The organism is Streptomyces sp. NPDC048612, assembly GCF_043199295.1.
Classification (GTDB): domain Bacteria; phylum Actinomycetota; class Actinomycetes; order Streptomycetales; family Streptomycetaceae; genus Streptomyces.
In genome coordinates this window covers 174,547-186,035 of sequence record NZ_JBICVV010000006.1, presented here as the reverse complement: position 1 = coordinate 186,035, position 11,489 = coordinate 174,547, and the positions used below count along the sequence as shown (strand labels likewise).

The window sequence follows — 11,489 nt, the reverse complement described above, 5'->3', positions numbered from 1 at the left end:
TCCTTCACCGCCCGGACAACGGGTCGAGGACGGCCTCCGCCGCGACCGCGCGGAAGCTCTGCACGGTATGGCTCCACCGGAAGCGGGCGGCGCGCCGTTCGGCGGCGCGGCCCAGGGCGTCGCGGCGCCGGGCGCTGAGCGCGAGGGCGCACCAGTGCGCGGCGAACGCGCTCTCGCCGCGGGCCAGCAGCCCCGTCCGGCCGTCCTCGACGGAGTCCCGCAGGCCCGGGATGTCGAAGCCGACGGCGGGGGTGCGGCGGGCGGCGGCCTCCATCACCACCAGCCCCCACCCCTCGACCAGCGAGGGGTGCAGCAACAGCCAGGCCGAGCACAGGAGTTGGTGTTTGCGCTCCTCGGAGACATGGCCGGTGAGGGTGACGCCGGGCCCGGCCATGGCGGCCAGCCGGGCGCGCTCCGGGCCGTCGCCGACGATCACCAGCCGTCCGCCGGTCACCGGCCGCACCCGCTCCCACAGCCGCAGCAGCAGATCGATGCGCTTGTACTCGACCAGCCGCCCCATGGCCAGGAACAGCGGCTCGGGCGCCTTGGGGGCCAGCGGGCCGGGCTCCGCCACGCCGTTGTACACCAGCCGGATGCGGTCCGGGTCGACACCGAGGCCGTGCAGCGCGGACGCCGTGGAGCCGGAGACCGCGACCATCAGGCCGCGGCGGTGCGCACCGGCCAGCGCCCAGTGCTCCAGGCGGCGGCCGAGCCGGGCGGCGGGCCCGGGACAGCGCAGCCGCCACAGATCCGTGTGGACGTGGTTGACCAGGCACAGCGTCGGGCCGCGGTGCCACAGTGGCGCTAGGTACGGCATGCCGTTGCAGACCTCGACCAGCAGATCGCAGGGCCCGGCCCGGCGCGCCGCCCGGGGCACGCGCAGGAAGTGGCCGGCGTCGCCGCCCGCGGACAGCACCCGGTAGCCGCGGGCGGGCGCTTCGCCCTGTGCGGGAGGAGCCGGGAGCCCGGAGGACGGCGGTCCGCCGCACAGCAGGGTGACCTGGTGCCCGTGGGCGGCGAGTCCCTCGGCGATCCGGTGCACCAGCAGCTCGGAGCCGCCGGCGGCGGGGTTGCCCAGATCGCGGCGGGCGAGGAAGACGATCCGGCGCGGGAGCGGCGGCGGCCCGGAGCCGGGCGGCCCGGACGCCGCGGGGCCGGCGGCGGGCACTGCGGGAGGCGGGGACGGCTGTACGTGCTGGGGCATGTGCGCTCCAACTCGTCTCAGGGTGCGGTACCGGCGGTGGGGGACGTACTGCGTACTGAGTGTGCGGGCCGTGCGGCAGCATGCGGTGGTGCGGTCGCGCCGGGCGGCGGTCCGCCCGGCGCCCGGGGTGCGGTGCCGGGGTGCGGTGCGGCGCGGCGGACGTGCGCCGGCCGGCTGCGTGTGGGGTGGACAGTGTTCGCCCGCCGCCTTCGCCGCGGCTACTCACCGGCGTGACAAAAACGGCCCCGAATTCGACTGACGGTTCATCACTTCGCTCAGGACCCGTCCGGTGTCCGCCTGCCGCGCACCACCCACACCACGCCCACAGGCACGAGCACGGCGCCCGCCGCCGCGGCCGTGACCGGCAGCGTCCGGCCCACCAGCACCAGCTTGTCGCTGTCCGCCTTCGCCAGCCGCACCTGCGCCCGCTGCGTCGCGGGCGTGAACTCCAGCCGCTCACCGCGCAGCAGCGTCACCGCGGTACGCCGGGAGCCGGGGGCCCGCAGCGTCTTGACCGGCGAGAGCACCGCGTTCATGATCCGGCCGGTGCGCGGCTCGACGACCAGCTCGATACCGGAGTTGGCGTACCACTCCTCGGCCTGGATCTGGCCCTGCCGCGGCCGTCCGACCAGCCGCCCCGGCACCTGCCGGCTGCCGGTCCTGGTGGCCGGCACGGTCCCGGTGAAGCGGTAGCCCGGGTAGCCCCGCACCTCCCGCGTACCGGCGAAGCGGAGCGGGACCGCGGCGCCCAGCGTGTTGTCCCACCAGCGGTAGCCCCTCTTCTGCACATCGAAGGGGAACTTGAGGTAGGCCTCGCCGTCGAACCGGGTCGGGGCCTCCGCGCAGCAGTGCACCGGCGCGTTGCTGCGCCGGTCGGTGACCCAGCGCTCGGTGGTCCACTGGAACGCGCGCCGCGGGTCCTTCAGGGCCAGCGTCTGCGGGGTGTCGACGGTGGTGGAGACGTCCCACACCGCCCGCCCGCTCTTCTCGCTCGCCGCGACATCGCCCAGGACGTGCCGGGTGATCGTGATCTGCCGGTGGTCGCGGGTCTTCAGCGCGGCGGTGTCGAAGTAGCCGCCCTCGCCGGTGAAGACGGTGGTGACATCGACATCGACCGGTGTGACCTTGGCCCGTGGCGTGACGTACCAGGCCAGCAGGGGCGCCAGGACCAGCAGGAAGACGCCGAGACCGAGGACGGCCAGGGACAGCGGAGGGGCGGCGGTGGCCGCGGCGGGGGAGGGGGCGGACTTGCCGGATACGGGCATACGGGCACTCCTGGAAGCGGTGGGGGAATCACGCTCTGGTGCACGTGCGGCGCCCCGAGGCGCCATGGGCCGGGAACGTAAGGGAACTCTTGACAGGGCGTCAATGCCCTTCCACACTCGGCAGGCACCGCGACCCCAGTGGTGCCGCGCTGTGGGGCGCGGTTGCCGGACCGGCCCGGGAGGCCGTGCCGGGTGCCGCGCCAACCCCGACGGAGGCCGCCGACGGACTCCGCCTCGACGAAGGGCTCGCCGCGCCATGCCCCGAACGCTCGCCGCCGCTCTGACCGTGCTGACCGCCGCCGCCCTCGCCACCGGCGTCGCGCTCGGCGCCGTCGCCGCCCTGGACACCACCCCCGAGCAGCCGAACGTTCCGCTGGTGACCTTCGGCCGGGGCGGTGACTAGCGGGCCGGGGCGGGCCGGGGAGACGGGGCCGTGCCGGTACGGGGCGTGCTGAGGAGGTCCGCGTCATGGTGACGGCCGTCCGCTCGGCCTGGCGGGAGGTACCGCCCTATCAGGTACGGCAGTTCGCCGCCCTGGCACTGGAGGAGGTGCCCGCCCTCGCCCAGGACATCCTCCGAGAGATCCGCCGTACCTACCCGCAACTCCCGGTGATCCCCGACGAGTTCGGGGAGCCCCGGGCGCTGGTGGGAATCCGCCAGTCGCTGGAGCACTTCGTCGCGCGTCTGACCGCCGGCCCGGACCGGCCGCACGTCCACCCGCGGGTCTTCCAGGAGTTCGGCCGCGGCGAGGGCCTCCAGGGCCGCAGCCTGGACGTCCTCCAGGCCGTCTACCGGCTGGGCGTCCGGCTGGCCTGGCGGCGGCTCGCCGAGATCGGCCAGCAGGTCGCGATCCCGGCGCCCGCGATGTACGAGCTGGCCGAGTCCGGCTACGAGTACCTGGACGGCCTGGTCGCCGAGTCCGTCCGCGGCTACGCCGAGGCCGCCGCCCGCCAGGCCGGTGAGCGGCTGCGGCGGCAACGGCGCCTGATGGAGCAGCTGTTCACGGCCCCCGCGCGGCCCCGGCGCGGCGCGGCGGCGGACGTGCCGCCGGCCCTCGCCGAGCGCGCCGCCGGCCTCGGCTGGGCGCTGCCCGAGCGGGTCGCGGTCGCGGTGCTGCTGCGGCCGGACCGGGAGGCGGTGGCGCCCGCCGTCGCCCCGGACGTCCTGCTGGACATGGAGAGCGAACGGCCCCGGATGGTGGTGCCCGACCCGGATGCCCCCGGGCGGCGTGAGCTGCTGGCCCGCGCGGCGGCCGGCTGGTCGGGCGCGATCGGCCCCGCCGTACCGCTGCTGGACGCCGCGAAGTCGCTGCGCTGGGCCGGGGCCGCGGTCGACCTGACGGAGCGCGGACTGCTGCCCGCCGGCGAGCTGCTGCAGTGCACCGAGCACACCGAGGCGCTGGTCCTGCTGCCGCCGGAGGAGCTGATCGGGGACCTCACCCGCCGCCGCCTCGCGCCCCTGGAAAGCTGTGGCCCGGCCCATGCCCGCCGCCTCGCGGAGACCCTGCTCGCCTGGCTGGAGACCCGCGGCGGCGCCCCCGAGGTCGCCGCGCGGCTCGGCGTCCATCCGCAGACCGTGCGCTACCGGCTGCGCCAGATACGCGAGTTATGGGGCACGGAGATCGACGACCCGGACCGCCGCTTCGAACTGGAGCTGGTGTTACGGGCCCGCCGGCTGCGCGGGGAACTCAGCTGACCCCGCCGGAGCCCGGGGCCCTGCCCTCCACCAGCACCGCCATCCCGTCCAGCAGCCGCGCCAGCCCGAACTCGAACAGCGAGGTCAGCGTCACCACGTCCTCGTCGTGCCCCGAGATCCCCCCGTACATGGGGTAGGAGCCCGAGGTGAGGATGCCCTCGAACACCGGCTCCATGGAGGCCATCCACTGTCTCTGGTCCATCCCGGTCTCCTGCTCGGCCTCCAGGTCGTCCTCGAAGCCGGCGGCGGTGGCGCGGACGTGGTTCAGCAGGGTCACGGCCATGTGGAGCAGCGTCACCGGGTCCACGCCCGCCACCCGCGCCATGGTCCACTCGATGAGCGCCATCGCCCGTGGCATCGGCTGCGGCCGGGTGATCGACAGGTAGTGGGCCAGCCACGGATGCCGCTGGTAGAGCTGCCATTGCAGCCGCGCGCCCGCCTCCATCCGCGCCCGCCAGCCGTCCGGCGCCGGGTCCGGGAGCACGATGTCGTGGAACGCCGCGTCCGCCATCAGCACCACCAGCGCGTCCTTGTTGGCCACATGGCGGTAGAGCGCCATCGAGGACACCCCGAACTCGGCGGCGACCCGGCGCATGGACAGCGCCCGCAGCCCCTCGGCGTCGGCGATCCTGAGTCCGGCCCGGACGACGCGCTCGCGGCTCAGCCCGCTGTCCGTCTCCCGCGGCCCCCGCTCGCGCGCGGGTCCGGGGCGCGCGGTCCGCTGCGGCTGCGGCGCGGCCACCACCGTGCCCACGCCCGGCACGGCGCGGACCACGCCCTCCTGGCGCAGCGTGGTGAGCACCTTGGTCGCGGTCGCCATCGCCACCCCCCACTCCCGGGTGATCCGCCGGGTCGAGGGCACCCGGTCGCCCGGTGCGAGCGTGCCGGAGTCGATGCGGCTCCGGATCTCCTCGACGATCCGCCGGTAGGGCGGCGGGGCTGCCGACTGCTCCACGGGACGACCTCCGTACTAGTGCACCAGGGGCTTTCGCCAGGCTCGCGAGCGTATCAGCGCACCTCGCCAGGGCAGGGCGTTGCCGGTAGTGCACTAGTGTGATGCACCTCCAACTCCCTTACCACTCCAACTGTTTGCACCGTAAGCGCGCCCTGCTTACCGTGTCACCCATGTTGTTTACTCCGTACACACCCCGGCCGTCGGCCGGCCGCCGGGAGTGGACCGCCCTGGCCGTCCTTCTGCTGCCCTGCCTCCTGGTCTCGATGGACGTCTCGGTGCTCTACTTCGCGGTGCCGTTCCTGACCGCCGAACTGGAGCCCAGCAGCGTCCAGCAGCTGTGGATTCTGGACGTCTACGGCTTCGTCCTGGCCGGCCTGCTGATCACCATGGGCGCACTGGGCGACCGCATCGGCCGCCGCAGGCTGCTGCTGTCCGGCGCCCTCCTCTTCGGCCTCGCCTCCGGCGTCGCCGCCTACGCGCAGAGCGCGGAAACCCTCATCGCCGCACGGGCGTTGCTCGGCGTCGGCGGCGCCACCCTGATGCCGTCCACGCTCGCGCTGATCCGCAACCTCTTCCATGACGCCCGGCAGCGCGGCAGGGCCGTCGCGATCTGGTCGTCGGCGATGATGGGCGGCATCGCGGTCGGCCCGGTGCTCAGCGGGGCGCTGCTGGAGCACTTCTGGTGGGGCTCGGTGTTCCTGATCAACACCCCGGCGATGGTGCTGCTGCTGGTCTGCGGGCCGCTACTGCTGCCGGAGTTCAGGAACCCGGCGGCCGGACGCTTCGATCTGCCCGGTGCGCTGCTGTCCTTGCTCGCGATGCTGCCGACGGTCTACGGCGTCAAGGAGATCGCCCGCGACGGCCTGGCACCACGGCCCGTCCTCGTCCTCACGGCCGGACTGCTGGCCGCCGCGGCCTTCGTCCACCGCCAGCGCACCGCCCGCCACCCGATGCTCGACCTGGAGCTGTTCCGCCGCCGCGGGTTCAGCGTCTCGGTCCTGATGAACCTGCTGGCGATGTTCGCGGTCGTCGGCTGCGCGGTCTTCTTCACCCAGTACCTGCAGTCCGTACGGGGCATGAGCCCCATGGAGGCGGCACTGTGGAACCTGCTGCCGACCCTCGCGGTGGGCGGCATGGCACCGCTGGCCGCCACCCTCGCCCAGCGCATGGACCGGGCCCGGGTCATCGCCCTGGGCTTCGCCCTCGCGGCCGGCGGCTTCGTCTGGCTGTCCCGGCTGGCACCGGACTCCGCCCTGTGGTTCGTCCTGGTCGCCTCGTCGGTCTACGCCGCGGGCCTGGTGATGGTGATGTCCCTCGGCAACGAACTGGCCATCGGCCTCGCCCCGCCCGAGCGCGCCGGCTCCGCCTCGGCCCTGCTGGAGTCCGGCACCGAACTGGGCGGCGCGCTGGGCATGGCCGTCCTGGGCAGCATCGGCGGCGCCGTCTACCGGGCCGGCATGGCCGACGCCCTGCCCGCCGCCCTCCCCGCACCCGCGGCCGACGCGGCCCGCGAAACACTGGCCGGCGCCGCCGCGGTGGCCGCCGAACTCCCGGGCCGGGCAGGCGAAGCGCTCCTGACCGCGGCCCGCTCCGCCTTCACCGACGGCTTCCAGTCGGCCGCACTGACCGCCGCGAGCGTGATGGCCTGCGCCGCGGTCCTGGCGCCGGTGCTGCTGCGGGGGGTGCGGACGACGGGGGCCGGCGGGGAAGCGGACACCGCCGGGGCGGGGGCACCGGACCTCGCCGCGCCGGCGGGAGCGGGGGCGACCGGCACCTCCGCGGCGCCCTAGCGAAGATGCCGCGGGTTCGCGTGCCGCCAGGGCACCACAGGCCTCGTCAGGGGGCCGCCGGCCGGGCCGCGGCGGGGACGGCCTCCGGGGCCGGCGCGGTGTCCGCGCTGATGCGCAGGGACTTCACCAGCTCGCGGTACAGGGCGTCCTTCGCCAGCAGTTCCTCGTGGCTGCCCTGGACACGGATGCGGCCCGCCTCCATCACCACGATGGAGTCTGCGTCGATCACGGTCGACAGCCGGTGGGCGATCGTGACCACCGCACCGGTGGCCGCGCGGGCGCGGACGCAGTCGTGGACGGCGGCCTCGGTCAGCCCGTCGAGCTGGGCGGTCGCCTCGTCCAGGAGCAGGACGTCGGGGGTGCGGAGCAGGGCCCGCGCCAGGGCGACGCGCTGGCGTTCGCCGCCCGAGACGGTCGTGTCGGACAGCGGTGTGTCGAGGCCGTCGTCGAGCGCGTCGACCTTCTCGGCCAGCCGGACGTCGCGCAGCACCCGGCGCAGCTCCCCGTCCGACGCGTCGGGGCGGGAGAGCAGCAGGTTGTCGCGGAGCGTCCCCGGCACGATCGGGGTGTCCTGCTCCACGTACGCCAGTCGCGCCCGGAGCTCCTCGTGGGTGTGGTCACGGTACGGGTGACCGTCCAGGAGCAGTTCGCCCCGCGTCGGCTCCAGAAAGCGCAGGAAGAGGGAGAACAGCGTCGTCTTGCCGGCTCCCGACAGGCCGACGATCGCGGTGTGCCCGCGCCGGGGGACGGCCAGGTCGATGTCCCGTACGGCCGGTTCGGCGTCGGGGCCGTAGGCCGCGGTGACCTGTCGCAGCGCCAGCACGGGCACGTCGGGCCGGTGCTCCCGCTGCGGCGCGGGGCCCGTCGAGGGTGTCGGCCGCGCGGTGCTCTCGGTCGCCAGATCGGCGGTCTCCCGGATGCGCTCCGCCGCGGCGATGCCCGACTGCAGCGCGCTGACGTTCGCACTCAGCTCGGTAACCGGCTCCATGAGCCCGAACGCGTACAGCAGGAAGGCGATCAGGCTGGAGACCTCCATCTGCCCCTCGCCGACCCGCCAGGCGCCCACCGCCAGGATCGCGATGGTCGCCAGCTCGATGCCCGACAACGAGACCGTCCAGGCCAGCGCCTCGCGGCGGACGGCGCGGATGCCGTACTCGGCGGAGGAGCGCGCCTGGGCCAGGATGCGTTCGGCCGTGCGGTCCTCGGCACGGCTCACCTTCACCGTTCTGATGGCACGCAGGGTGCCCGCCAGTACGCCACCGAGCCGGCCGAGGTGCTCCTGGGCGCGCTGCTGCGCCGCGGCGATACCGGGCATCAGGACCGCGAACAGCACCCCGGTCAACGCGACCGCCGCCACGGTGGTGCCGAGCAGCACGACATCGAGCACACCCATCAGGACGAGGGTGCCCAGCAGCATGACCGTCCCGTTGATCAGGCCGATCAGCGCGCCGGTGGCGGCTTCGCGCAGCAGCACCGTGTCGGAGGTGACGCGGGTGACCAGCTCACCGCTCGGGCGCCGTGTCACGGCCGGCACGGTGGCCCGCAGAAACCGCCGTACCAGCGCCTCGCGGGCCTCCAGCACCACGCGTTCCCCCACGGTGCCGAGCAGGGTCCACTGCCGGAACCGGACGGCTCCGCCGAGGACGAGCAGGACCAGCAGCGCCGCCACGGGCCCCTTCAGCGACGACGAGGTGCCCAGGGCGTCGAGCACCCACTTGGTGACCATCGGAGTGGCCAGCCCCAGCGCCGACGCCACCAGCCCCAGAAGCAGTGCCCCCACCAGCGCACCCTTGTGCGGCTGAGCGAACGACCACAGGGTCCGCAGCCGCGGCGCGGTCCCCTTCCGAGGGAGGGTGTGACGAACAGTCATGTCACCGAGTGCAATATGTCCGCTCGGCGGGCGCAAGCGAATTTCATCCGGTGCGGCGCTGCCGTTATGCGGTTATGGGTAGAGGAGTTGACGAGGCATCAGGTGGCTGCCGCGACGGCCGGTGTCCGTCCGGCTCACTCCGGGGCGACGCCCAGCATCCGCTGCAGCAGCTCCTTCAGCAGTGTCCGTTCGGCGACCGTCAGGCGGCCGAGGGGCTCGCGGGCGAAGTTCAGGGACGTCCGCAGCGCCTGGGCCAGCCGCGCGCCCTCGTCGGTGGGGGCGGCGAGCTTGACGCGGCGGTCGGCCGGGTCGGGGCGGCGCTCGACCAGGCCGCGGGACTCCAGGCGGTCCACTATGCCGGTGATGTTCGACGGCTCGCACTTCAGGCGCTGGGCGACCTTGCGCATGGGCAGGGGCTCCAGCGAGAGCAGGCTGAGCACCCTGGCCTGCGCGCCGGTGAGGGAGTGCTCGGTGGCGGCCTGCTCGTACTCCTCGTAGTAGCGGGAGACGACGGTGCCGATGAGGTCGACGACCTCGACGGTCAGGGGGTCTGCGCGGGGGGTCATGCATACGAGGATACCCATTTACTTGACAACATGAAATATCGAGGCGCATGGTTGTTTCAGCACCTGAAGCATTTAGGAGGATCGCGTTATGTCCGCACTGCCCACGACCAGCCGCGAATGGCACCTCGTCGCCCGCCCCCACGGCTGGCCCACTCCGGAGGACTTCGCGCTGCGCGAGGTCGCGGTGCCCGAGGTCGGCGAGGGCCAGATCCTCGTCCGTACGCAGCACTTCTCCGTCGACCCGTACATGCGCGGCCGGATGAACGACGTCAAGTCCTACGTCCCGCCCTTCCAGCTCGACCAGCCGATGGACGGCGGCGCGGTCGGCGAGGTCATCGCCTCGCGCGACGACTCCGTAGCCGTCGGTGACCACGTCCTGCACGGCCTCGGCTGGCGGGAGTACGCGGTCCTGGACGCCAAGCGCGCCGCCAAGGTGGACCCGTCGCTGGCCCCGCTCACCGCCTACCTCGGCGTGCTGGGCATGCCGGGCCTGACCGCGTACGCGGGCCTGCTGGAGGTGGCGTCCTTCAAGGAGGGCGACGCCGTCTTCGTGTCCGGCGCGGCCGGTGCGGTGGGCAGCGAGGTCGGCCAGATCGCCAAGCTCAAGGGCGCCTCGCGGGTCATCGGCTCGGCCGGTTCCGACGAGAAGGTCAAGCTCCTGGTGGAGGAGTACGGCTTCGACGCCGCCTTCAACTACAAGAACGGCGATGTCAACAAGCAGCTCAGGGAGGCCGCCCCCGACGGCATCGACGTCTACTTCGACAACGTCGGCGGCGACCACCTCGAGGCGGCCATCAGCTCCCTCAACGTCCATGGCCGGGCCGCCATCTGCGGCATGATCTCGATGTACAACTCCACCGAGCCGACCCCGGCGCCCCGTAACCTCGCCATGGTGATCGGGAAGCGCCTGCGGCTCCAGGGCCTGCTGGTCAGCGACCACGCGGCGCTCCAGCCGAAGTTCGTGGAGGAGGTCTCCGCCTGGATTCGCTCCGGCGAGCTGAAGTACGGCGAGACCAAGGTCTCCGGCATCGAGAACGGTGTCGAGGCCTTCCTGGGCCTGCTGCGCGGCGACAACACGGGCAAGATGATCGTGAGCCTGGAGAGCTGAGTCCGGCCCCGGCCGGAGAGCTGACCTCAGCCCTCCGACCGGCACCGAGGGCGGGGTGGGGCGGGGGGCGGGGGAGGGGAAGCCGGAGAACTGCGCACCTCCCCCCTCGGCGCCCCTCGGACCCCCGGCCCCCTTGCCCCCGCCCTTCACCCCCTCGCGCCACCCGCCACCCCTCACCCGTCACCCGTCACCCGTCACCCGTCACCCCTCACCGCCCCATCCCCCTTGCCCCGCCCGTTAGGCTCGGGGCACGCCGTCGTGATCCGTGGGCGCGAGTCGCGGCGAACCACAGGAGGATTCGGTATGTCCATCCAGACCGTCGACGTCGTCTACACCGCCGTCGCCACCGCTGAGAACGGCCGTGACGGCCGCGTCGCCAGCGACGACGGCAAGCTCGACGTGGTCGTCAACCCGCCCAAGGAGCAGGGCGGAAGCGGCGCCGGCACCAACCCGGAGCAGCTCTTCGCGGCCGGTTACAGCGCCTGCTTCCAGGGTGCGCTGAGCGTCGTCGCCCGCCGGGAGAACGTCGATGTCTCCGGCTCCCGCGTGACCGCCGAGGTCGGCATCGGCAAAACCCCGGACGGCGGCTTCGGTCTCACGGCCGAGATCATCGTCTCGATCCCGCAGGCCGACGCGGCCACCGCCCAGGACCTCGTGGCGAAGGCGCACCAGGTGTGCCCGTACTCCCACGCCACCCGCGGCAACATCGAGGTGAAGCTGACCGTCGCCTGACCCACGGCGCCACCGGCTGATCCATGGCGTCACCGGGTCGCCGGCGTCACCGGTGCCAGGGGCGTCACCGGCGTCACGGGCTTTCCGCAGGGGCCGCATCCCACGACGGGGTGCGGCCCCTGCGCTGTCCGCGCCGCGGCCCCCGCGCTGTCCATGGCGCGAGCCCCGCGCTGTCCGCGACGCGGCGCTTCCGGCCCCTGTGTGCGGACTCAACTCGCGCTATTCTGGCGGCGCTTCACCGCGTTCCTCCCCACAGCTCCGTCGGCGGCCGGCCGGCGGGGGCCCTGGTCTCCGGGGCCTGTCC

Annotated in this window: 10 protein-coding genes; 5 read left to right on the top strand and 5 right to left on the bottom strand. The window is 73.8% G+C overall.

Annotation, left to right across the window (positions count from 1 at the left end):
• Positions 1–4: 4 nt before the first annotated feature.
• Positions 5–1,204, bottom strand: coding sequence for a glycosyltransferase family 4 protein (locus ACGFN2_RS12510; protein WP_393359688.1), 1,200 nt, complete (start codon positions 1,202–1,204; stop codon positions 5–7).
• Between the two features lie 275 nt (positions 1,205–1,479).
• Positions 1,480–2,469 carry a DUF3068 domain-containing protein gene (locus ACGFN2_RS12505; RefSeq protein WP_393359686.1) on the bottom strand — a complete coding sequence of 330 codons (990 nt, stop codon included), beginning with the start codon at positions 2,467–2,469 and terminating at the stop codon, positions 1,480–1,482.
• Positions 2,470–2,725: 256 nt separating this feature from the next.
• On the opposite strand from ACGFN2_RS12505, the gene ACGFN2_RS12500 reads away from it, so the two are divergent.
• Positions 2,726–2,872, top strand: a complete 147-nt coding sequence (locus ACGFN2_RS12500; RefSeq protein WP_362612190.1) for a hypothetical protein — start codon at positions 2,726–2,728, stop codon at positions 2,870–2,872.
• Between the two features lie 65 nt (positions 2,873–2,937).
• Positions 2,938–4,164: a helix-turn-helix domain-containing protein gene (locus tag ACGFN2_RS12495; protein ID WP_362612188.1), complete on the top strand. Its 1,227-nt coding sequence runs from the start codon at positions 2,938–2,940 to the stop codon at positions 4,162–4,164.
• Here the strand turns inward: ACGFN2_RS12495 and ACGFN2_RS12490 are convergent.
• Positions 4,157–5,119 (bottom strand): GntR family transcriptional regulator, encoded by a 963-nt coding sequence (locus ACGFN2_RS12490; RefSeq protein WP_393359683.1) that lies wholly within the window; start codon positions 5,117–5,119, stop codon positions 4,157–4,159. The genes ACGFN2_RS12495 and ACGFN2_RS12490 overlap by 8 nt on opposite strands.
• A 170-nt stretch (positions 5,120–5,289) precedes the next feature.
• On the opposite strand from ACGFN2_RS12490, the gene ACGFN2_RS12485 reads away from it, so the two are divergent.
• Positions 5,290–6,909, top strand: coding sequence for an MFS transporter (locus ACGFN2_RS12485; RefSeq protein WP_393359681.1), 1,620 nt, complete (start codon positions 5,290–5,292; stop codon positions 6,907–6,909).
• Between the two features lie 46 nt (positions 6,910–6,955).
• On the opposite strand, the gene ACGFN2_RS12480 is transcribed toward ACGFN2_RS12485, so the two are convergent.
• Together ACGFN2_RS12480 and ACGFN2_RS12475 are read right to left on the bottom strand one after the other, a co-directional pair.
• On the bottom strand, positions 6,956–8,779 hold the full coding sequence (locus ACGFN2_RS12480; protein ID WP_393359679.1) for an ABC transporter ATP-binding protein: 1,824 nt from the start codon (positions 8,777–8,779) through the stop codon (positions 6,956–6,958).
• Between the two features lie 134 nt (positions 8,780–8,913).
• Positions 8,914–9,345 (bottom strand): MarR family transcriptional regulator, encoded by a 432-nt coding sequence (locus tag ACGFN2_RS12475; protein WP_362612179.1) that lies wholly within the window; start codon positions 9,343–9,345, stop codon positions 8,914–8,916.
• 88 nt (positions 9,346–9,433) lie between these two features.
• On the opposite strand from ACGFN2_RS12475, the gene ACGFN2_RS12470 reads away from it, so the two are divergent.
• Both ACGFN2_RS12470 and ACGFN2_RS12465 read left to right on the top strand, forming a co-directional pair.
• Entirely contained in the window at positions 9,434–10,453 is a 1,020-nt protein-coding gene (locus tag ACGFN2_RS12470) for an NADP-dependent oxidoreductase (RefSeq protein ID WP_393359677.1), read from the top strand.
• Positions 10,454–10,756: 303 nt separating this feature from the next.
• A complete protein-coding gene (locus tag ACGFN2_RS12465) occupies positions 10,757–11,185 on the top strand; it encodes an organic hydroperoxide resistance protein (RefSeq protein WP_362612176.1) in 429 nt (142 codons plus the stop codon).
• The last annotated feature ends 304 nt before the right edge of the window (positions 11,186–11,489 follow it).